A 23,322-nucleotide genomic window follows, 5' to 3' on the forward strand; every position below is an offset into this window, starting at 1 on the left:
CGGAGGAGGAAGCACATGTTCCAGCAGCTGTTCAAGCTGTGGAGGAGGATGTTCTTCCTAAAACATGAAGCCTGCCAGAATACCTGGCAGGCTTCTAACCTTGTATGATTTTTTTGACGACATTTTGCAGACTGCCTTCAGTAATAATATTTGAAAAATTGATTCCTAGTTGTACCGCCGTCTGTGCAACTTCAGGACGGATTCCAGTTACTATTGAACGTACTCCAAGCAGCTTCAGGGCTTCCATCAATTTAAATATCTGGTGGGCGACCATTGTATCTACCATAATGACTCCAGAAAGGTCGATAATCAATGTATGAATCTTGGAATCAACACTCTGGGTCAACGTAGATTCCATCAAGCCTTTCGCTCTTGTCGTGTCGATTTCACCAATTAACGGCAGAAGACCAACTTCATTTGTAAGGGTTATGACTGGTGCGCTTAACTCCTTGATCAAAGTTGCCTGGGAAGCCAGTCGATTCATAAGAATTTCCATAAAAGCGGAAATGAAGGCTTCGAATACATAATCAAGTGTATAATTCAGCTTCTTTTCCCAGGTAAATACATCATCCAGGGTGATTTCCAAATCTGTCTGCCTAACAAACTTCTGAACATATTCCCAATAGACACGGCGGAATACACCTGAATTCCAGGCAACTTCATTTAAGTCTGTTTTTGACTTGATCCTGTCTGCAGCAGTCTGACTCGTCCATGCCGAAATAGTTTCCTTCATCTCTTCCTCAGACTGGTAAAGTGATTTAGCTACAAGCCGGACATAATTAGAATTTTGCTCCTTAACCCTGTTCATGACTTCAGGCGGGGCATCTTTTGAATAGTCTGAGCCAGTAATAGTCCGCTGGCGATCTAGCCAATCCTTCGTGAATTCAGTTGCATTATCAACTAAAAACTGGTATAAAGCCTCTGTTTTTTGTTCCATATCGATACCTGCTTTATTGGTTATTGAATAATTCTATTCTTTAAGACTGTCTCTTAAAAGTCAACTGTTAACACTTTGTATTTTTCTTTATTTGAAAAGTAAATCAGTGTAGAAAGCTTTATCATACATTGCTAAAATAACTTTAGAACTAATGTTCGTTTCCTTTTTTTGAGTAAACATTAAAATTTTTAGTTTGATATAATGGTAACATTCAAATGAGGATTTTTAAAACAAATGATATAGAAGAGTTAAAGCTAAATGGGGAGGATGACCATGAAATTTATCCACACAGGGGATTGGCATCTAGGTAAGCTTGTCCACGGAATGTATATGACAGAAGACCAGCGTGAGGTACTGAATCAATTTGTAGAGCTTGTGGCTGAGGAAAAGCCTGACGCAGTTGTGATCGCGGGGGATTTATATGACAGATCTGTTCCGCCGACGGATGCTGTGGAGCTTCTTGACGAAGTTCTTTTCAGAATTAATGTCGAGTTGAACACACCAATCGTTGCAATTGCTGGCAATCATGATAGTGCAGAACGCCTTTCATTTGGCAGTTCCTGGTACCGTCACAATCATTTTTATCTTACAGGGAAATTGACAAAAGACTTTAAACCTGTACATATCAACGGGGTTAATTTCCACCTTATCCCATATGCGGAACCTGGCGTTGTCCGCCATTTGCTTGATGATGCTTCCATTCATTCCCACCAGGATGCGATGAAGGCAGTTATTGGGAAAATAGAAGATAATCTGAATCCAAATGAACCTAATGTTTTTGTTGGACATGCTTTCGTTCTTGGCGGGGATTCCTGCGATTCTGAACGGACGCTATCAGTAGGCGGATCAGGCTGCGTAACCCAGGATCTTTTTGACCCATTCTCATTCACTGCACTTGGCCATCTTCACAGCCCAGAGGCGATAAGGCACAACAAAGTTAAATACTCTGGATCCCTACTAAAATATTCCTTTTCAGAAGCAAAGCAGCGCAAGTCTATTTCGATTGTAGAAATGAATGAAAATGGCAGCTTCGAGATGCGATACAAGAGCCTGAAACCGAAACAGGATATGCGGGAATTGGAAGGGCATCTTGAACAGCTATTAGATCCGTCTTTTTATGAAAAAGAAAATACAAATGATTACTTAAAAGTCACCTTACTTGATGATGGAGCTATGATTGATCCTATGGGCAAGCTGCGGCAGGTCTTTCCTAACGTCCTTCACCTGGAACGAAAAATTGAGTCCATTGACCAGAAGCACAAGAAAAGGTTCACCTCCATCAGAGAAGAAAAAAAGTCCGAACTAGAACTTTATGAACAGTTTTACCAGGAGATGACAACCAGCGAATTTACAGAAGAAAAGCGCGGTGTCATGACTGATGTAATTGGCAAGGTTTTAAAAGAGGAGGGACAAAAGTGAAACCTCTAAAGCTGACAATGCAGGCTTTCGGGCCATATGCCGGAACGGAAACGATCGATTTTAAACAGCTTGAAAACAGAACCATGTTTGTCATTTCCGGAAAAACGGGATCAGGTAAGACGACGATTTTTGACGGCATCAGTTATGCGGTTTACGGAAAGGCAAGCGGGGAGGACAGGAATGGGTCTGACTTGCGGAGCCAGTTCGCAGAAGATGATATTCTGACTGAAGTTTCTCTTGAGTTTTCCCTGCGCAATAAGACATACAAAATTACCAGATCTCCTCAGCAGGATAGAAAAAAGAAGTCAGGGGAAGGAACAACCAGTGTTGGTGCAAAGTCAGAACTCTACCAAATTGACGGAAATGGAGAAATGCAGCTCCTGGCATCCAATGTTCGCGAAGTAGATGAAAAAATTAAAGAGATTATGATCATTGACAGCAATCAATTCAGGCAGATTTTGATGATTCCCCAGGGTGAGTTCCGTAAGCTGTTAACTTCTGACAGTAAAGAAAAAGAAGTCATTCTGCAGAGATTATTCCATACTGAAATCTATAAAAGAATCGAAGAGAAGTTGAAAGAAGAAGCAACCCTTTTGAAAAAAACAGTTGAGGACCAGGTAGAAAAGAGAAACTCACAGATGCGAGGCATAAAAGTAACGGAGAATTTAGAACTTAAGGAACTTATAGATGCCGGCAGTGTTAATGATACCTTAATCCTCCCGCTTCTAAAAACGGAAATAGGAGCAATGGAGGACAAACTAAAGGGTCTTGCAAAAGACCGTGAAAAACTCCAGGCTGAACGAGATCTTATGCAGCAGCGTTTGTTTGAGGCTGAAGCTGCTTTAAAACAAATCCAATCTCTGGAGACATTAAAGCTGACAAAGGAACAACTCGAATCCCAGGCGGAATTGTATGCTGAAAAAGAGAAACAGACCGTACTTGCTAAAAAAGCAGCCCTGTTGGATGCCCAGGAACAGCTTTGCCATAGACTGAAGGCTGATTTTGACTCCACATCGCACCAGGTTGCCCTGCTTACTAAGAAAATTGATCAGATAACAGGAAAACTCCTAGCAGCTGAACAGGAATACAAGAATCAAATTGACCGGGAATCTGTGAGGAAAACGGCTGCTGATCAAGTTGCCAGCCTTGAGAATATGAAAGAGGAGGTCCTGGCTTTTGCCAATATAGAATCAAGGGTAAATGAGCTGAAAGCATCCCTCGATACTGGGAAAAAGGACCGGGAAAAATGTGAAAATGCCTTAAGGATTTCAGAAGATCGTCTTAAAGTTTTGCATATCGAAAAGGAAGAATCGGAGAAAGCTCAATTTACTTATCTTGAGAATGACCGGAAGTTGGATACGCTGCTTCGCGAGTTGGACAAGCTGAAAAAGCTGAACAACCACAATCAAAAAAGCCTTTTAGCTGAAAAAAGTTTTGAAACATGCAAAGCACATTATAGCCATGCAGTTTTGCGACTTAACGACAGCAAAGCTGCAGCAGAAGAGCTGCAGCAAAAATGGCTGCATTCTCAGGCTGCTGTTTTAGCTGGAAGGCTGGTCGAGGGAAATGCTTGTCCGGTATGCGGTTCAGAGCACCATCCTGAACCAGCAAAAGCGAGTGATGGTTATATTCCAACAGAAGAGGATATAAAGGCTGCGCGTGAACAGGTATCTCTTATCGAGAAAGAAAAAAGCATTGCTGAAAAGTCTTTTATTGAAACTGAAACAAATCTTAGGTCACTGAACACAAATAAGCAAGAATTAATTGATGAAATAAACAGCTTCCGTCCTGGATTCGAAGTTGAACAGTTGACTGAAGCTATCCTCATGTCGGAAAGTGATATCGAAAAGCTGAAAAAAGAGCAAAGCGTGCTATCAATCAAGCAAAAAGGTCTTGAAAAAATCAAAGCTGAAATCAAGAGATTTGAAGACGGCAAAGAAAAAATGCAACAGAAACTGAAAGAGCTCGATGAAGGCTATCAAAACTTGCTTATTCAGTATACTGAAAAGAAGACTACACTGGAGAGAATGACCGAGAAAATACCGGAAGAATTGCGTTCTTTGCAGGCATTCAAGGTAAAACTGCAATCAGCGGAACTCCTGAAAAAGCAGCTGGAACTGGAGCTGGAGCAAGCAAGAAAGAGTTTCCAGGATGCCAGGGAACTGATGGGAACAGAAAATGCTCGCCGTGAAGAAGCAGAAAATCGATTGAAGGAGATAGAATCGAAACTAGCTGACGAACGGGATTCTTTTAAAAACAATATGACAGCCCAGGGTTTTGACACTTATCAAGCCTATCATCAGGCAAAGAAGCATGAACAGGCTATACAGCAACTCGAAACAGAAGTCAGGAATTATCGAGAAGAGGTCAGGTCTGTAGCTGATCGTTTTGCTGAGCTTTCAAAAATGCTAAAAGATATGAAGAGACCTGATCTGGAAACACTCCAAACTGGCTTCGCAGAATTAAATAAACAGATAAAAGAAACTGATGAGACATATCAGGAATTGAATCTAAAAAAACGGGATAATCAATCTATTTTCGAAACGGTTATTTCCTTAAACGAACAAATGAAGCTTCTTGAGGAAAAATACAGGCTCGTCGGTCATTTATATGAAATTTCAAAAGGGCAGAACACATATAGAATAACCTTTGAGCGCTTTGTCCTGGCTGCCTTCCTGGATGATATTTTACGAGAGGCAAATGTACGCCTGAACAAGATGACGAGCGGAAGGTACAGGCTATTGAGGAAAACTGACCGTTCAAAAGGAAATGTTCAGAGTGGTTTGGAATTGCTGGTATTGGACGCCTACACAGGGCAGGAAAGACACGTAAAGACCCTTTCTGGGGGGGAAAGTTTCAAGGCCGCCCTGTCATTGGCCCTGGGGCTCGCTGATGTGGTGCAGAACTATGCTGGAGGAGTATCGCTTGAAACAATGTTCATTGATGAAGGGTTTGGAACTCTTGACCCAGAATCCCTTGACCAGGCAATTGAGGCATTGATCGATATCCAGAGCAGCGGCCGCTTAGTCGGAATCATTTCCCACGTACCTGAACTGAAGGAGCGAATCGATGCAAGACTTGAGGTCATTTCTACACAAACTGGAAGCCGGACAGAATTTGTGTTAATGAATTAACGAGAAATTACAGCATCCTTGAAAAGATGCTGTATTTTCTCGCTTATAGATACTAACTTTCGATAAATCGGGTAAGCAATTTTTAAATATAGTCAGCAGGGAGTTTTAACATGGAATTTGAAGTTCAATACCTATCATTTTACGTAATCCAAGTAGAAGGCAAAGGCGACCAGGCAGATAAAAGGTATAAGCATTTTCAGACATTAAATGAAGCAGAGTATGAAAGCAGTCATCTAAAAGATTTTCTCGATGGTGAGTTTGCTAAAATAGTCAAACGAAAGGTCGAACGCCATCCGAAAACGGATGAAGTCCCAACAAAGCTCGGCTACTTCATTGTTGAAGAAGGACACGATTTAACATCAAACCCCAACTATAATCTGTTCAGCCGCGTCCGTTTCGCAGAATCTAAAGAGGACTTTCAGCAGGAGAGCGAAAAGTTTGCAATTGCCTATGTTGATACTAGTGCTGTTCGAGGAGGTGCCTTCATTGTAGCCAGAGCGAAGCTTCGCAAGTATTTTGATGATGCCTTTGTATTCATCCTGAAATGTGATTTTGAACCGAAGGTAGCTTCTATTTCCGATGAATCCACATTGATCCGTCAGGTTGAAATGGCGATTACCACTAAAAACATGAAATCGATACAATATCCTTTCATGCCTGAGGAAGGGATGATTCAGGATAACGAGCTGAAGATCAACCAGTCTTCTCATGCGCGTTATTTTGAAGACTTCCTTAAATATGTTGAATATGGCCAGTCCATGCCAGAGATCGTCAAAACCCAAGTAATAGAGATGGTCCGCGGACACATGGAGGAAACATTTGAGCCGGAAAGTGAAGAGCGAGTACAGCTCGAAAATGCAATGGAAATATGGGCAGCCAGCGATAAACGGGAACTGCAGGAGCGATTTGAGCCGCAACAAGTCATCGAAGCTGCAGCCCAGCTTATCGAACATACTCCCCAGCTGGAATTAAAAATGAAAATGGACCATATCTCAGTAAAAGGATTGCTCGCAGATTATGGCGACAGAATTCACCTTGCAAAATTGAACGGAAAATATGTCTTGATGATCGAGTCAGATACTATTACCTTTGAGAAAGGCTTTTCTCCGGTTGAGTTTGCTAAACCTGATGAAATCGGGACGGTAGTTGAGAGAATCAGGCAAAAAAGCTAGATTGCCTGATCATAAATGAAAAGTTTTAAAGAGAGCATCGGAGCCACTGATGCTTTCTTTTTTATTGTCATTTTTTCAGCCGTATGGGTATAATTGGAAAGTAGGTTAGAAGGAACTGAGTTTATAAGAGGTGTTATAGTTTGGTCACTACATATGTGAATTGGGGCGATTCCAGAGTAAAATTGACCTGGCAAAATGGTGACAGCTTCCACCGAGGAATCTCATTACCAGCGTCCACGGTTTTTGTTTCCTTGACGAAAAGCTGCTATTGGTAAAGCTCAATAACCGTGGCTGGGACATGACAGGAGGACATATTGAACCTGATGAGTCTCCAGTGGAATGTTTTAAACGGGAAACGATGGAAGAGGCTTATGTTGAAGGACATTGCAGCCCGTTAGGAAGGGTCACTGTAGACCAAAGCGAAAATTATCTTTGGAAAGAAGATGGCCCTTACCCAAAGATAGGTTATCAGATTTTTTATCGAATGGATATTACAAAAATCCATGAATTCGAAGCAGGTTATGAATCTGCTGATAGAATATTTATAGATCCTCCTCGTATACGGGAGTATTATGCGGACTGGCATGAGATTTATGATTCTATTCTAAGCTCTGCTATTGAAAAAAAGATTAAAAACGTTAGGGGGAAATTGAAATGGATGTAGTTATACAAAACAGCCGTGCGTGGGACAAGAAGGTTGAAGAAGGTGCTGTTTATACAAAGGCAGTTTCGGAAGAAGTGATTGAAAAGAGCAAGGCAGGCGATTGGGAGATCACGGTAACTACCGGAAAGCCGGTTCCCCGCAGCTGGTTTCCGGATTCTATGGAAGGACTGAGGGTTCTTTGTCTTGCGTCAGGCGGTGGTCAACAGGGACCAGTTTTGGCCGCAGCGGGTGCTGATGTTACGGTGGTTGATATTTCTGCAAAACAACTCGAACAGGACCGATTAGTAGCAAAAAGAGACCATCTTAATCTTAAAACGGTGCAATGCAGCATGTCTGATCTTTCTGTATTCAGTGATGAAGAGTTCGATCTTATCCTTCATCCTGTGGCCAATGTCTTTGTTGAAGATATTTCACAAGTCTGGAAGGAAGCATCAAGAGTTCTGAAAAACAAAGGTACATTAATATCCGGATTCACAAATCCACTGCTTTTCATTTTTGATGATGAAGAAGACAGGAAAGGAAACCTGGTGGTTAAAAACAAAATACCAGGATCCACAGTCGATAGTTTGACAGTACAAGAAAAGGAAGACTATATCAGATTAGATGAAACGATAGAATTTTGGCATACATTAGAAGAACAAATACAAGGGCAAATTGAGGCAGGATTCGTCATTGCCGGTATGTATGAAGACGATTTTGGGGGCAGAAGGCCACTGGATGAGTATATTAAATGCTTTGTCGCAACAAAAGCAATCAAACTAAATTTATAGCCATGATGCCGCCTTGGAATTTCCTTGGGTGGCATTGTTTATTTTTAGAATATTTAGACTAATAGTTGAATATTTCAATATAAGCGTTATAATAAAGTAAACCGTACATACCGACCGGTTAGTATAATGAAACTAAGGGGGAAATAAATGAGATTAGCAAACAAAACAGCCATCATTACAGGCGGTGCAAGCGGAATTGGCCGTGCCGCAGCTCTGGCTTTTGCAAGAGAAGGAGCACTGGTTGCCATTGGCGATTTAAACATTGAAGGAGGAAGAGAAACAGCCGGTATGATCGAGCAACAGGGAGGAACCGCTTTTTTTCTCGAAACTAATGTAAGCGATTCCAGGCAAATTTCAGACCTAGTATCTGCGGCTGTTGACCATTTCGGCCGATTAGATATCCTTTTTAATAACGCCGGCATTGGGCATCCCAACGTTAAGAGTGTCGACCTGGATGAAAAAGATTGGGATCGAATAATGGATATTAATCTAAAAGGGGTGTTTCTTGGAATAAAGCATGCTGTACCACAGATGAAAAAGGCTGGCGGCGGTGCCATCATCAACACATCAAGCTTACTAGGTCTGAAAGGGCAGAAATACTTGGCTGCCTATAATGCTTCCAAAGCTGGGGTAGTTCTCCTGACTAAAAATGCTGCACTTGAATACGGCCGTCATAATATTCGTGTAAATGCCATTGCACCAGGTGTCATCGATACACAAATCATTGAAGGCTGGTAGAATGATGAGAAGAAATGGCCGATCATATCCAGGGCAAATGCTCTGGGGAGAATCGGGACACCTGAAGAGGTTGCGAACGCTGTCCTGTTCCTTGCCTCTGACGAAGCATCTTTTATCACTGGTGCGACCTTGTCAGTTGACGGCGGCGGGTTGACATTTTAGCAAATATATTTGAATGGAGGAAAAGTAATGAGTGAGAAAAAAGACTGGCTTTCCAAGTATCCTGACTCCATTGAAACAACGATCACTTTACCTGAAAAATCTTTGCCGCAAATGCTTCGTGAATCTGCAGAAAAGTATCCTCACAACATTGCCCTTTCGTTTTATGGCCGGAAAACCAGCTATGAACAATTATTGCAAAATGTGACCCATTTTGCATCTGCCCTTCAGAACCGAGGGGTGGTAATCGGCGACAGGGTAGCAATCATGCTGCCAAATTGCCCTCAGTATGTTATTTCCTACTTTGGCGTCTTGACAGCAGGAGCAATCGTCACCCAAGTTAACCCCATGTCAGTTGAACGAGAATTAGAATATATCCTGAATGATTCAGGTGCGGAAACAATTCTGGTTCTTGATGCACTGTACCAGAAGGTTAAGAGTGTGCAAGCATCTACTGGATTAAAAAATATTATCGCCGTAAGCCTGCAGCCATCAGATTTCGAATTTGGTCAGGACACCAAGTTTGAAGAGTTTCTGGGAGAAAGCAGCGGCAGGGTTTCCATTGTTGATATGAATCCTGCAGAGGATATTGCAGTTTTGCAATACACAGGTGGAACAACGGGAAGATCAAAAGGAGCCATGCTGACTCACCAGAATCTTCTAGCCAATGTGCTGCAGTCATATGAATTTTTCAAGCATGACATTAAGCCCGGAAAAGAGCGCTCATTGACAGTTATCCCATTGTTCCATGTTTTTGGAATGACAGCTTGTATGAATCTATCAATCTATACAGGCGCAGAAATAATTTTGCTGCCGCGCTTTGATTTGGAAGAAGTCCTCACGACGATTAAAAACGAGCAACCCACAATGTTCCCTGGTGTTCCAACTATGTATGTCGCTATCACAAATCACCCGAAAGCTGAGGAGTATGGTATCGGCAGCATAGAGATTTGCAACAGTGGCAGCGCTCCAATGCCAGTTGAGCTGTTGCGTGAATTCGAAAGGAAAACAGGTTCGAAGATTCTCGAAGGTTACGGACTCTCCGAAGCCGCCCCTACTACACATTGCAATCCAAGTTTTGCCGAGAGAAAGCCGGGCAGTGTGGGAATCGGCATGCCATCAACAGAGTATAAAATTGTTGACCTTGCCTCCGGTACCGAAGAAGTGCCAGTTGGGGAACTCGGAGAAGTTATCATTAAAGGTCCGCAGGTGATGAAAGGATACTGGAATATGCCAGAAGAAACAGCTAATACACTGAGGGACGGATGGCTTTACACTGGTGATATTGCCCGGGTTGATGAAGAAGGATACCTTTATATTGTCGACAGGAAAAAAGATATGATTATAGCAAGCGGCTATAATATATATCCCCGTGATATTGAAGAAGTACTCTATGAACACCCAGCAGTCCAGGAAGCCGTGGTTATCGGGATTCCTGATGAATATCGCGGTGAAGCAGTAAAAGCAGTCATAGTGCTGAAGGCAGGAAAAGAAGCAGATGAGGCTGGCATCAAGGAGTTTTGCCGTCAGAACATGGCCGCATACAAGGTTCCTAATGTAGTAGAATTCCGTGAACAGCTGCCGAAAACGAGTGTTGGCAAAATTTTGAGAAGGGCTCTCAGGGAAGAATTATTAAAAAGTTAATAAGTGATTTAAGCAACATGGGACAGGGGGTAAAATATGGTATAATTTTTGTGCAGACTAGAATGATTGCGAGGACAGCAAAGTGAAAGAAAAAATAACTGAGCATAGCATTAAACTATTTGAAAAGAAAGGCTTCAGTGAGACATCCATCCAGGATATTGTCGATTCACTTGGAGTAACAAAAGGATCCTTCTATTATTATTTTTCCAGCAAAGAAGAACTGCTGATGGACATCCATCTTAGATATATAGACGAATTGCTTGGCCGACAAGAAGAAATTTTAGGCGGACAGTCGACAAGCAAACAAAAATTGTTCGATATCGTTTATATGCTAATCAGCAGTATAAAAACAAAGGGCTCATCTGCTAAAATCTTTTTTCGGGAGATGCGTCACTTAAGTGATGACAGGCTTGCACAAATAATTTCCAAACGCGATCAATTCCGGATGAATGTGGAACGGCTTATTCGTAATGGAATGGACCGTGGCGAGTTCCGGAAGGACTTGAACCCAGTGATTGTCACCTTTGGTATTCTAGGTGCTGCCAACTGGAGTTATCAGTGGTTCAACCCTGAAGGAAAGGCAACTGACAGGGAAGTGGCCGAGATATTTGTCGAAATGATCTTAAAGGGAATTGAAGTTGATTGAAGAATAAAGGAGTAGAGGCTTGAAAAAAGCCTCCTTCTGTTCACCTAACATACCAACCGGTTAGTATGGACCTGGATAAAAGAGAGGAGATAAAGATGCAGGAAATAGAAGTTAGAGCTCGCTTCGGAGAGACCGATGCCCTGGGGCACATCAACAATACCAGCTATTTTGTATATCTTGAAGAGGCAAGAATCAGATTTTTCGAGTCATTGGGTTACAGTATGCAACTGGAGGAATGGAAATTCATTTTAGCCTCCACTAAATGTGATTTTGTCAGCCAGGGTTATTTTGATCAACATTTGACCGTAAAAACATATGTTTCAAGGATTGGGACAAAAAGCTTCCAGCTAGAGCATGACATTGTCTGTTCACAAACTAAACAGTTGATTGCTAAAGGTAATGCTATTGTTGTGTTTTATGACTTCAATAACCAAAAGAGTGAAGTCTTGCCTGAGTTGCTCAAGGAAGGATTGAAGAGCTACTTTTTGCCTGTATAAATAACTGAATATTTTGTTTTTATTCGAATCAGGAGGTGGCATGTTTGAGATTTTCGGAAACTGTAGCTCTTGTTACAGGTGCGGGCAGTGGTATTGGGAAGGCTGCGGCGACACGGCTGGCTGACGAGGGATCAAAGGTGATCTTAGTTGGCCGGACAAAATCAAAGCTTGATGCTGTCGCAAAAGAGATAAATGAGGGACACAAACTACCAAGAGCCGAAGTTTTCCCGGCAGATGTAACGGATGAAGAAGATGTCAGAGAATTAGCTGACTATATTATGGAACAATTCGGGGATTTGCATGTCCTGGTGAATAACGCAGGCGGCTCGGTCCATTCCAAAATCATGGAAACTTCAGCAAATGACTGGGATTTTGTACAGAATACTAATCTCAAAAGCGTATTCCTTGTTTCAAAAATACTTGGCAATTTGATGGCGGGTAAAGCCAATGAAGAACAAGACCATTTGCAAAGGCGGTCCATCGTTAATGTAGCCTCGTTATCGGGACATCAGGCAGGGGCTCATATTCCACATTATAGTGCAGCGAAGGCCGGTGTCATCAATTTCACAAAAGCACTCGCTCTGGAATTATCCCCGTTTGGCATCAGGGTAAACTCTGTATCTCCTGGTTTTGTGGAGACACCTTTAACGGAGCAGGGTATGAAGAATGAACAATTCGTAAAGGCGATCAGGAAAAATACTGCGCTGAAACGTGCTGGCAGGCCGGAAGAAGTCGCAAATGTCATAGCATTTCTTGCTTCACAAGAAGCATCTTATATGACAGGGTCTGACGTCCTGGTTGATGGCGGCTGGTTAATCAAGTAGAGAATGGAAAGGGTGAAAGAATTTGACTGAAGTAAAAACGAGTGACCATTTAATCATTAACAGAAACGGCGGGGTACTTTCATTGACCCTTAACAGGCCCGAAAGCCTCAACGCTTTCAGCCCGGAAATGATCCTTGGTCTGACAGAGGAAATCCGAATGGCGCAGAAGGATTATGAGGTAAAAGTCATCGTTCTGTCTGGTTCAGGGCGTTCCTTCAGTGCAGGCGGGGATGTTAAAACGATGGGCCAGGCAAATGCAATTGGTGTTTATGACCATATTGGAAAATTAAACGAATGCATTCTTGCCATAAAAAATACTGAGAAACCCATTATTGCTGCTGTACATGGCTTTGCAGCAGGGGCGGGTTTCAACCTGGCACTTGCCTGTGATTTGATCATCGCAGCACACGACAGCAAGTTTGCTTTAAGTTTTTCACAGGTAGGGCTTGTTTCCGATGGGGGTGGTTCATACTTTGTAACAAGACTTGTGGGTCCGCATCTGGCCAAACAGTTTATGTTCACTGCAGAACCCATTCCAGCTGAACGCCTTTACCAGCTAGGTGTCGTTAACTATCTTGTCCCATTGGAAAAACTTAAAGAGGAGACTTTCAAGCTTGCGGGCCAGCTTGCCAACGGGCCGACACGGACTTATGGCATGATCAAAAAACTCGTGGACCATTCAATGAGCTCAACTCTGGAAGAAATTTTGGAACAGGAAAGAATCACCCAAACAATGATGGTATCAACAGATGACCATCTTGAAGGCATTTCGGCTTTCAAAGAAAAACGGAAACCGAACTTTACTGGCAACTAAGGAGGCTAACGATGAAAGCAATTCAATTTAAAGAATATGGAGGACCAGAAGTTCTTCAAGTTATTGAACTTGAGCGGCCGACACCTAAAGGGAATCAAGTGTTGATAGAAGTCCATGCGATCGGCGTCAACTATGCCGACACGGCAAGAAGAGAAGGCCAGTATGTCGTTCCTACTAATCTTCCATTTATTCCAGGAGCAGAAATTTCCGGTATGGTAGCAGAAACTGGAGAAGCCGTAACCAATGTAAAACCAGGGGACCGGATTGTTACCTTGATTGAGTCAGGAGGTTATGCTGAGTATGCACTGGCTGACAGCAGAGGACTGATTCCTTTAGGTGATCATATGGATTTTGAACAGGCAGCTGCTCTCCCGCTTCAAGGATTGAGCGCCTATCACATTTTAAAAACGATGGGCCGGCTGGAAAAAGATGAAACGGTTTTGGTGCATGCAGCGGCGGGTGGTGTAGGCACACTGGCCGTTCAACTAGCAAAGCTATTAGGTGCCGGCAAGGTAATAGCAACTGCTAGCAGCAAGGATAAGCTAGAACTAGCTGCTGATATGGGAGCTGATGTTTTAATTAACTACACCGAACAGGGCTGGGAAGAAAAGGTGCTTGAAGCAACCGGTGGAAAGGGAGTGGATGTCGCTCTTGAAATGGCGGGAGGCGAAATCTTCAATAAAACGTTGAAATGCCTGGCCACATTTGGCCGGCTGGTCATCTATGGAGTAGCCAGCGGAGAGCAGAGCCGCTTTTACCCGTCATCACTTATGGCCAGAAACCAATCTGTCATTGGCTTTTTCCTCCCGCAAATCATGAGGAAGCCAGCATTAATTCAATCTAGCATGGCTGAAATGCTCGAATTTATATCGAAGGGGCAACTAAGGCTGACCATCGGCGGAGTATATTCATTGGACCAGGCAGCAGAGGTCCATCGTCTTTTACAGTCTCGCCAGACAAAAGGAAAACTGATTCTAAAACCTTAGAACAGAGGTGTATCAGAGTATGGCAATGATCAATACTGTAAGAGGCCCAATTAACTCAGAGCAATTGGGGAAAACATTGATTCATGAACACTTCATTTTTGGTTATCCAGGGTTCCAGGGAGATGTGACATTAGGGGCATTTTGTGAAGAATCAGCTTTGGAAGAAGCCATCAATATTGCCAGGCATATTCAGAGCTTCGGAGTCAGGACTGTTGTGGACCCGACCCCAAATGAATGTGGCAGAAATCCTGAATTCCTAAAGAAAATCTCTGAAGCTACCGGACTGCAGATCATCTGTGCAACTGGCTATTATTACGAAGGCGAAGGAGCTACTCCTTATTTCAAGTTCAGGCAGGCTCTTGGCACAGCTGAAGAGGAAATCTATGAAATGTTCAAGAAAGAGCTGACAGAAGGGATTGCTGGTACAGGAATCAAGCCAGGAGTTATCAAACTGGCTTCGAGCAAGGATGAAATCACTGAATACGAAAAAATGTTCTTCCGTGCAGGCGCTCGTGTACAGAAGGAAACAGGGGCCGTTATCCTGACGCATACCCAGGAAGGAACCATGGGGCCAGAACAGGCAAGGTTCCTGATTGAACATGGAGCTGATCCGGGGAAAATTATCATCGGCCATATGTGCGGCAATACAAATCCTGAATATCATAAACAGGTTCTTGACCAAGGCGTAAGGATCGGATTTGACCGTTTCGGCATCCAGGGGATGGTAGGAGCGCCATTTGACCACGAAAGAGTGCAGACTCTGCTTGCCCTTGTTAATGAAGGATATGAGGACCAAATTTTACTGGCGCATGATACTGTTAATATCTGGCTCGGCCGGCCTCCGGTTATGCCTGAACAGGCAGCAAAGATCATGGAGAACTGGCAGCCAGGCCATATATTCACAAATATCCTCCCTCAGCTAAGGGATAACGGAGTATCAGAATCACAAATCGATAAGATGCTTGGCGGAAATGCAGCTGGGTTGTTCTCAGGATCTTCTGTAAAAGTGAGTTCTTGAAACTAATAGTTTAAACATTTGATTCTGATAGAAAGGGGCGAAGACTTATCCAAAAAATTATCCCACTTACACTTAATTCGCCTTTTTCTGAAGGAATTGTGGTCGTTTACGCGGTTCTTGGCGAAACAGCTACACTAATAGATACAGGGAATCCAGGTGAGAAATCCTTTTACCAGCTTAAATCACTCTTAAAAGAGCACAAACTCAAGTTGACAGATTTTGATCATATGATTGTAACACATATGCACACTGACCACGCTGGTGGTGTTGGCATGATCCAGCAGGAAGCCGGACTTCCGGTGTATGTCCATAAGCTGGCAGAACCAGTGATTACTGGCGGCGAGTCCGAATTTCACAGGACGAACGAGTTTTTTAATAAGTTTATCAAACAGTGTGGGGCTGATCCTTTCATTCATCAGCATGACCGAAAATACAAGGAGGAGATCTGGCGTGATGTCCGTTATATTAGTGAAGACGATAAGATCTACATAGGAGGATTACCATACAAAGTGCTTTATGTTCCTGGTCATAGCCAGACGGATGTCCTTCTCATGAATGAACAGGAAGGGATTACTTTTGTAGGTGACCATATTATCCCTGAGCTAGCCGTTAATGCATTTATTGAACCCCCTGTTCCGGGAGCGATTCATCGACCATTCCCCTTAATCCAGTATAGAGAATCTCTTCGAAAATCCCGGGAAAAACGGCTTGGAAAATGTTTTTCAGGACATGGGAAACCTTTTTCAAAGCATATTGAGCTTATTGATAAAAGGTTAGCGCAACAAGATGCACGCTGCATGCAAATACGAGGGATTTTAGCGGATGGAGCCAAAAGTGTTTTTGAGATAAGCCAGGGTGTCTACCCACATCTGAAAGGGGCTATCGTCTTTTTGGGACTTTCACAAATTCAGGGACATCTTGATTTAATGGAAGCACGGAACGAGGTGATGAAGAAGGAACATGATTCTATTAACTATTACGGATTAATCTGATAAAACAAAAGCAAGCGGGTGCCTTTCTTATACTTTGTACAAGGAGAGGGTTAAATGAAGCTTAAAGAGCTGCTTGAAAATAATATCAGTAAATATGGAGAATATCCATTTATCTATTATCAGGATCAGCAATATACAAATGTTGAAACAAAAAAATACGCTGACCTAATTGCCAATGGAATCAAACAACACTGTGTTAAGCAAGGAGACAGGGTTGTCGTCTGTATGCCGAATAATCCTGAAGTAATCTTTTCTTATCAGGGAATAACCAGGAGCGGCGCAGTTATTGTTCCAATCATGTTCACCCTTCATCCAAAAGAAATTCAATATATCATCAAAAATTGTGAAGCCAAAGTGGTCATTGCCTCATCCTATACAGCAGAAAACATGAAAAAAGCGATTGAAGGATTGGAAAGCAAGCCAATACTTGTTGTCACAGACGCTGAAAGCAGTGATGGGGTTTTGACTCTAGATGATTTATTGTCAAAAGAAGCTTCTGTACAAGAAGTTCCCGGACTTGAAACGGATGAAAATGAAACAGCCGTTATTTTATACACCTCAGGAACGACTGGAAATCCAAAAGGCGTTCTATTGACCCACAAAAACCTCTACACCAATGCAGTGAACTCAGCAGCACATAATGAAACCGAAAGAGGCGTTACAATCGGAGTTCTCCCGCTCGCTCATGTATACGGGCTGACCATCTCGAACACATGCTATATAACAGGCAGCTCGGTTGTTGTGTTCCCCAGATTTGATCCAGGGCAAATTTTTAAAGCCATTGAGAAATATAAAGTGAAATCTTTTTCAGCCGTGCCTGCCATGATTCACGCGATGGTCGGCAGTCCTCAGGCAGATCAATCCGATACATCTTCTTTGGAATGGATCGGTTCTGGTTCAGCACCGCTGCCAATCGCCCTGTTGAATGGTTTCCGCCAAAAATTCGGTGCGAAGGTATACGAAGGGTATGGCTTATCTGAAGCGGCCCCCGTTGTTACCGCACATAATAAAAAAATTGAAATTAAGCCGGGCTCTGTCGGAATTCCGATTCCAGGGGTCCAAATAAAAATCGTTGACGATAAAGGCAGCGAGGTTCCTGCTGGACAGGTTGGAGAACTGGTTGTTTCTGGAGACAATGTTACTCCAGGTTATTATCAAAACAAAGAAGAAACAAACCGTGTCATTAAGGATGGATGGCTGTTTACAGGTGATATGGCCAGGGTTGATGAAGATGGTTATCTGTATATCGTCGACAGGAAAAAAGATCTTGTGATAAGAGGCGGCTTCAATGTCTATCCCCGTGATATCGAAGAGCTGCTGAACGCCCATGAGTATGTTTCGGAAGCTGCGGTAGTCGGCGTGCCTGATGAACGTATGGGCGAGGAAATCGTAGCATGTGTCGTAACAAAACCGGAAGCCAATCCTTCGGAAGAGGAATTGATTCGTTACTGCCAGGAGCATCTAGCTAAAAACAAGACCCCGAAGCGGATTGTGTTTATGGAAGCATTGCCTCGCAATGGAGTAGGCAAGATTCTTAAAACGAGGTTAAGAGAAAACGCTGCAAATATTATTACGCAATAAAACGATCAATTAAGGAGGGATACTAGTGGAACAGAGAACGATTTTAACGACTAGCAAACGCGGTCTGCAGGTGGATTCCTTCCCTTTCCGCCTCTATCAAAAGGCGAAGAAATTCGGAATCTGGAACCCTGCAGATATCGACTTTACCCAGGATCAAAAAGACTGGGAGCAGCTGAATGCCGAACAGCAAAATGATATTCTCCGACTGATCTCGCAATTCCAGGCCGGTGAGGAAGCTGTCACACTCGACCTGCTGCCGCTGATCATGGCAATCGCCAAGGAAGGCAGGCTCGAGGAAGAGATGTTCCTAACAACCTTCCTGTTTGAAGAGGCCAAGCATACAGAGTTTTTCAGGCTTGTTTTGAATGCACTGGGAGAGACAGGCGATCTTTCAGATCACCATACAGAAACATATAAAAAGATTTTCTATGAAATTTTGCCAACTACGATGGATCGCCTGCTGACTGACCAATCACCGGAAGCCGTAGCCGAAGCAGCAACCGTATATAACATGTTCGTTGAAGGAGTACTTGCCGAAACCGGCTATTATTCCTTCTATCAAAATCTCGAGACCCTCGGCCTGATGCCAGGACTTCTTAAGGGAATCGGTAATTTGAAAAGGGACGAGTCAAGACATATCGGCTATGGAACCTTCCTGCTGCAAAGGTTGATCTGCGAGCATCCTCATTTGTACGAATTTGTTGAAGGCAAAATGCAGGAGCTGACTCCGCTTGCCATCCGCTTGAACCAGGAGGGCTTCCGTGACAAGGATGTGAGCACCTTTGGCAATCAAATAGAAGATACCATGAACTTCACATTAAGACAGCTCTCAGTACGGATGGAAATCCTCTCAAGAGCAAGAGGCAAAAGGATCGAAGAGATTTATAAAGTCACTGAGACAGAAATGGGAGTATTGTAGGTTGCTAGATTTGATGTCATACGCCGGAAAAAGTTTTATGACCGATATAAATATAAATGTGGTCGATAAATCTGAAAAAGTGATCGATATATTTCCAAACCTGGTCGATAAACCTGAGAATATGATCGATAAAATTCATTTTTGCCTGATAAGCGCTAACAGTCGGCTGCTGTATTTTTCTTTTTGGCAGGCAAACCCAGTAGAAATAAACAAAGGACATCTAGATTCAGTATAACCGGATTTTTTTAATGAATGAGGAAACGTAATTGAAGTTTCAAAAAAGTTATTAAGGAGGTTTCAGAATGACTGTAAATGTCGATGTAAAAACATTTCCGTTATTTATCAATGGAAAATGGGAGGCTGCAAGCAGCCAGGAAACTTTTGATGTCTTTAATCCTGCTACTGGGGAACTGGTCGCGCGTGTCGCAAAAGGCAATGCTGAGGATGTTGACCGGGCAGTTGAGGCAGCAAGAAAAGCATTTGATGAAACTGACTGGAAAGATATGAAGCCTATAGACAGATCTAAGGTACTATACGCTATTTCTTATCAAATAGCTGCCAATGCAGAAGAACTCGCGTATCTTGAAGCAATCAGCTCCGGCGGCACCGTGAGGAGAATCGGAGCAAACGACATCCTGCAAATGGTTGATTTGTTTCAAACACTGGCAAAATTTGCAGAAGAATATCCTTTTTCGGAAACGCTTCCAAGCCCGCCATTCCCTGGCCCTGCACACAATTTTATCTGGCGTGAACCGATCGGCGTATGTGCTGCGATCACTCCCTGGAACCTGCCAATGATGATTGCCACCTGGAAAATAGCTCCGGCCTTAGCGATGGGAAATACGATTGTGGTCAAGCCTGCAAGCGATACTCCTTTATCAACGCTAAAGCTTGCCGAAATCATTTCTCAAGTCGTCCCGCCGGGTGTCATTAACGTCGTAACCGGCCCGGGTGCTGAAGTTGGAGAAACACTTGTCAGCCACCCTAAAGTCGACAAGGTTGCTTTTACAGGTTCAACTGAGGTAGGCCGAAAAGTGATGCAGCTCGCTGCTGGCACAGTGAAGAATACAACACTTGAGCTTGGCGGAAAGTCCCCAAATATCATTCTGGATGATGCCGACCTAAGCATCGCCATTCCTGGCAGCCTGTTTGGGGTTTTCCTGCATTCAGGTCAGCTATGTGAATCAGGAACGCGGTTGTTTGTACCAGATCATTTGCATGACGTAATTGTGGAAAACCTTGTTAAGCTGGCTGGTAAAATCAAGCTGGGGAATCCTCTCGACCCTTCAACAGATGTTGGTCCCGTTATCTCTAAAAAGCAAAAAGATACAATCTTATCCTACATCCAATCTGGTAAAGAAGAAGGAGCAACTCTCGTTTGCGGAGGCCAGGAAAGAATAGTTGCGGGCTGTGAAAATGGTCATTTTATTGAACCGACGATATTTACCAATGTCACAAATGACATGAAGATCGCCCGAGAAGAAATATTCGGACCGGTCTTATCCATTATTCGATACACCGAGTTAGACCAAGCGATCAAGATGGCCAATGATTCCATTTATGGTCTTGCTGCCGGAGTATGGACACAGGATGTCAATAAAGCATATGACGTCGCACGCAAGCTGCAAGCAGGTGTTGTCTGGATCAATGACTGGCATATGCTGCGCAATGATGCTCCATTTGGCGGTTATAAGCAGAGCGGTATTGGCCGCGAGATGGGCAAGCACTCACTTGATGCCTATACTCAAGTCAAGCATGTCCACACTTCTATGGTTCCTGAAGTCCACAAGCGGAACTGGTATGGCTTGCTTCTTTCCGATACAGCTGAATAAGACAATATATATAAAAATATTATTGAGGTGAAAAGGATGCAAACGACAACTTTATCGCAATTCTCGCTTCGCTCAGCCATCTATAGCGGTTCTAATTCAAGGGCACTGGTACCTGACCTATTCAAGGGATTGGGTGCTAAAAGGGTGGTTCTTTTTAGCGACAGGGGACTTGAAAAAGCAGGTGTAGTTGAAAAGGTTGCCCAGATTTTTGAATTGACAACCAAAGGTACTGGACCTGAGCTTGCAGGTATTTATGTAGATATCGCCCAGGATGCGGAAAGCCGTTCTGTGAACGAAGCCCTGCGATACGCAAGGGAAGTTGGTGCCGATGGACTGCTTGCTGTCGGAGGCGGCAGCGTGCTCGACACGGTCAAAGGCGTGAAGTATGCCTTGCATAAAGGATTGACTGATATTAAAGAAGCCATTCCCGGCGGCTTTTTATTCGAACAATTCCCAAAGGCTTCACATATTCCGATTCCGCACATTGCGATTCCAACCACGGCAGGTACCGGTTCAGAGGTTTCGCCAATTGCTGTTATTTTCAATGAAGATATCCAGATGAAAGGGAATATTATCAATTCTTTTATCAGCGCGGATATTGCCGTGCTCGATCCTGATTTGACTGTTGGACTCCCGCCAGCAATCACTGCATTCACCGGCTTCGATGCATTGACACATGCAATTGAAGCGTTCGCATCGCCAAACGCCAATGCCCTGACCGATTCCCATGCACTGCATGCGATCAGGCTTATTGAAAAAAACCTTCCTCTGGCTGTGGCAGATGGCTCCAATCTCAATGCAAGAATGGAAATGCTTCAGGCCAGCCTTATGGGAATCACAGCATTCAGCTTTGCATTGAACGCCATTCCGGTCCATAACTTTGCCCATGCCTATGGAGCCCTGTTCAGGATTCCGCATGGCCTGGCGAATGCCGTATTCCTTCCTGTCGTCATGGAGTTTGTGCCAAGCCTGTATCTTCCGAAGGTAAAAGAACTGGCGTCAGCATTGCGAGTGGAATACCAATCTGATGATGAGAATGAATCGGTACTAGCAAAGGTGGTTGAGAAAATCAGGCTGCTTCAGGTTAAGACTGGACTGCCTGCAGACTTTTCTCAGTATAATCTTACTGAAGAAGATCTGGAGCGCGTGGCTGGTGCTGTTGCGAAAGATCCTGCAGCCGTTTCATTCCCAATGCCGAAGGAACTGATTCAGGCTGTGGGCCAGCAGGTAGTGCCCATTGCTGTAAAATAAAATATTAAAAAAGGGGAATCCAAAAGTGGTTTCCCCTCTTTTATAACGGAGTGATTATCAATGATGGATTTTGCATTTACTCAAGAGCAAAAGCTTTTAAGAAGAACGGTCAGGAATTTCGTTGACAGGGAAATCATGCCTTTTATAAAACAATGGGATGAAAACCAGCATTTCGAAACGAGTATTTTATTGAGACTTGCCAATCTGGGGCTGATGGGTGTTTGCATACCGGAACAATATGGTGGAAGCGGGATGGACTATAATTCACTGGCCATTGTCTGCGAGGAACTGGAGCGCGGGGACACTGCCTTCAGGACGGCTGTTTCCGTTCACACCGGCCTCAACAGCATGACTTTGCTTCAATGGGGAAATGAGATGCAAAAGCAGAAGTATTTAGTGCCTCAGTCAAAAGGCGAAAAGGTTGGAGCGTTTGGGCTGACAGAACCGAATGCAGGCTCGGATGTGGCCGCGATGCAAACAACAGCCAGGGATGCAGGGGATCATTATATCCTTAACGGTTCAAAAACCTGGATTTCCTTATGTGACGTTGCTGACCATTTCCTCGTATTCGCCTATACTGATAAAAGCAAGAAACATAATGGGATATCAGCTTTTATAGTGGAGAGAAACTGGGATGGATTTTCCTCCAGAGCAATAAAAGGGAAGCTCGGCATAAGGGCAGGAAATACAGGGGAAATCTTTTTTGACAATATAAAGGTTCCAAAAGAGAACTTGCTTGGAAAAGAAGGTGATGGTTTTAAAATCGCCATGTCTGCATTGGACAATGGCCGATTTACCGTAGCAGCGGGGGCCTGCGGAACAATTTTGGCAAGCCTTGAGGCAAGCTTGAAATACTGTCATGAACGAAGCACCTTCGGAAAGGAAATCGGCAGGCATCAGCTTGTTCAGCAAATGATTGCCAAAATGGAAGCCGGACTGGTACAGTCTCGATTGCTCGTTTACCGTGCAGGCTGGCTGAAAAATCAGGGAAAAAGAAATACACGCGAAACCTCACTCGCCAAATGGCAGGCTTGCGACCATGCCTATGAAGCTGCCAATGATGCCGTACAAATCCATGGGGCTTATGGATTTTCCAACGAGTATCCTGTTGAGCGATATCTGCGAAATGCCAAAGCACCGGTAATTTATGAAGGGACACGAGAAATCCATACAGTCATGCAGGCTGAATACGCATTAGGATACCGTGTCGACAAACCAATCTCCAACATGCTTCCTGCTTGGCCGTTTGAACAGATTACCGAAGAATCGATGAAATAGATTAATTTTAACATGACTTTTGAATCCTTTTACCGCAAATCCAAAAG

20 protein-coding genes and 1 pseudogene are annotated in these 23,322 nt (G+C 43.5%); 20 read left to right on the plus strand and 1 reads right to left on the minus strand.

Annotated features, from left to right (window positions below):
• Positions 1–94: 94 nt before the first annotated feature.
• The gene (locus B5X77_RS23935; RefSeq protein ID WP_079508998.1) at positions 95–937 is read right to left on the minus strand and encodes an STAS domain-containing protein; all 843 of its coding nucleotides are present in this window, start codon (positions 935–937) and stop codon (positions 95–97) included.
• 273 nt (positions 938–1,210) lie between these two features.
• On the opposite strand from B5X77_RS23935, the gene B5X77_RS16280 reads away from it, so the two are divergent.
• The 20 genes and pseudogenes from B5X77_RS16280 (at position 1,211) to B5X77_RS16375 (ending at position 23,275) form a co-directional block, all read left to right on the plus strand.
• On the plus strand, positions 1,211–2,356 hold the full coding sequence (locus B5X77_RS16280) for an exonuclease SbcCD subunit D (RefSeq protein WP_079508999.1): 1,146 nt from the start codon (positions 1,211–1,213) through the stop codon (positions 2,354–2,356).
• A complete protein-coding gene (locus tag B5X77_RS16285) occupies positions 2,353–5,490 on the plus strand; it encodes an AAA family ATPase (protein WP_079509000.1) in 3,138 nt (1,045 codons plus the stop codon). Before B5X77_RS16280 ends, B5X77_RS16285 begins: the two co-directional genes overlap by 4 nt.
• 110 nt (positions 5,491–5,600) lie before the next feature.
• Complete coding sequence (locus tag B5X77_RS16290) at positions 5,601–6,662, plus strand: DUF3900 domain-containing protein (RefSeq protein ID WP_079509001.1); 1,062 nt, start codon at positions 5,601–5,603, stop codon at positions 6,660–6,662.
• 298 nt (positions 6,663–6,960) lie between these two features.
• Positions 6,961–7,326, plus strand: coding sequence for an NUDIX hydrolase (locus tag B5X77_RS16295; protein WP_306807368.1), 366 nt, complete (start codon positions 6,961–6,963; stop codon positions 7,324–7,326).
• Positions 7,317–8,096, plus strand: coding sequence for a class I SAM-dependent methyltransferase (locus B5X77_RS16300; RefSeq protein WP_079509002.1), 780 nt, complete (start codon positions 7,317–7,319; stop codon positions 8,094–8,096). Before B5X77_RS16295 ends, B5X77_RS16300 begins: the two co-directional genes overlap by 10 nt.
• Positions 8,097–8,243: 147 nt before the next feature.
• A pseudogene (locus tag B5X77_RS16305) lies at positions 8,244–8,996 on the plus strand (SDR family NAD(P)-dependent oxidoreductase).
• A 27-nt stretch (positions 8,997–9,023) separates the two neighbouring features.
• Entirely contained in the window at positions 9,024–10,637 is a 1,614-nt protein-coding gene (locus tag B5X77_RS16310; RefSeq protein WP_079509003.1) for a long-chain-fatty-acid--CoA ligase, read from the plus strand.
• Between the two features lie 82 nt (positions 10,638–10,719).
• Entirely contained in the window at positions 10,720–11,283 is a 564-nt protein-coding gene (locus B5X77_RS16315) for a TetR/AcrR family transcriptional regulator (protein WP_079509004.1), read from the plus strand.
• Positions 11,284–11,378: 95 nt separating this feature from the next.
• Positions 11,379–11,780, plus strand: coding sequence for an acyl-CoA thioesterase (locus B5X77_RS16320; RefSeq protein ID WP_079509005.1), 402 nt, complete (start codon positions 11,379–11,381; stop codon positions 11,778–11,780).
• Between the two features lie 44 nt (positions 11,781–11,824).
• Positions 11,825–12,604 (plus strand): SDR family NAD(P)-dependent oxidoreductase, encoded by a 780-nt coding sequence (locus B5X77_RS16325; RefSeq protein ID WP_079509006.1) that lies wholly within the window; start codon positions 11,825–11,827, stop codon positions 12,602–12,604.
• A gap of 22 nt (positions 12,605–12,626) precedes the next feature.
• Positions 12,627–13,418, plus strand: a complete 792-nt coding sequence (locus tag B5X77_RS16330) for an enoyl-CoA hydratase/isomerase family protein (RefSeq protein ID WP_079509007.1) — start codon at positions 12,627–12,629, stop codon at positions 13,416–13,418.
• A gap of 11 nt (positions 13,419–13,429) precedes the next feature.
• Positions 13,430–14,404: a quinone oxidoreductase family protein gene (locus B5X77_RS16335; RefSeq protein WP_079509008.1), complete on the plus strand. Its 975-nt coding sequence runs from the start codon at positions 13,430–13,432 to the stop codon at positions 14,402–14,404.
• A gap of 19 nt (positions 14,405–14,423) precedes the next feature.
• Positions 14,424–15,422 (plus strand): phosphotriesterase family protein, encoded by a 999-nt coding sequence (locus B5X77_RS16340; protein ID WP_079509009.1) that lies wholly within the window; start codon positions 14,424–14,426, stop codon positions 15,420–15,422.
• A 98-nt stretch (positions 15,423–15,520) separates the two neighbouring features.
• The gene (locus tag B5X77_RS16345) at positions 15,521–16,414 is read left to right on the plus strand and encodes an MBL fold metallo-hydrolase (RefSeq protein ID WP_176167352.1); all 894 of its coding nucleotides are present in this window, start codon (positions 15,521–15,523) and stop codon (positions 16,412–16,414) included.
• A 54-nt stretch (positions 16,415–16,468) separates the two neighbouring features.
• Positions 16,469–17,995 (plus strand): class I adenylate-forming enzyme family protein, encoded by a 1,527-nt coding sequence (locus B5X77_RS16350; RefSeq protein WP_079509011.1) that lies wholly within the window; start codon positions 16,469–16,471, stop codon positions 17,993–17,995.
• A 25-nt stretch (positions 17,996–18,020) separates the two neighbouring features.
• Positions 18,021–18,914: a R2-like ligand-binding oxidase gene (locus B5X77_RS16355; RefSeq protein ID WP_079509012.1), complete on the plus strand. Its 894-nt coding sequence runs from the start codon at positions 18,021–18,023 to the stop codon at positions 18,912–18,914.
• 1 nt (position 18,915) lies between these two features.
• Complete coding sequence (locus tag B5X77_RS16360) at positions 18,916–19,149, plus strand: hypothetical protein (RefSeq protein WP_079509013.1); 234 nt, start codon at positions 18,916–18,918, stop codon at positions 19,147–19,149.
• 67 nt (positions 19,150–19,216) lie between these two features.
• A complete protein-coding gene (locus B5X77_RS16365) occupies positions 19,217–20,746 on the plus strand; it encodes an aldehyde dehydrogenase family protein (RefSeq protein ID WP_079509014.1) in 1,530 nt (509 codons plus the stop codon).
• A gap of 36 nt (positions 20,747–20,782) precedes the next feature.
• On the plus strand, positions 20,783–21,997 hold the full coding sequence (locus B5X77_RS16370) for an iron-containing alcohol dehydrogenase (RefSeq protein ID WP_079509015.1): 1,215 nt from the start codon (positions 20,783–20,785) through the stop codon (positions 21,995–21,997).
• A 63-nt stretch (positions 21,998–22,060) separates the two neighbouring features.
• Positions 22,061–23,275, plus strand: coding sequence for an acyl-CoA dehydrogenase family protein (locus tag B5X77_RS16375; RefSeq protein WP_079510269.1), 1,215 nt, complete (start codon positions 22,061–22,063; stop codon positions 23,273–23,275).
• The last annotated feature ends 47 nt before the right edge of the window (positions 23,276–23,322 follow it).

It is taken from the genome of Mesobacillus jeotgali, from assembly GCF_900166585.1.
Taxonomy (GTDB): domain Bacteria; phylum Bacillota; class Bacilli; order Bacillales; family Cytobacillaceae; genus Mesobacillus; species Mesobacillus jeotgali_A.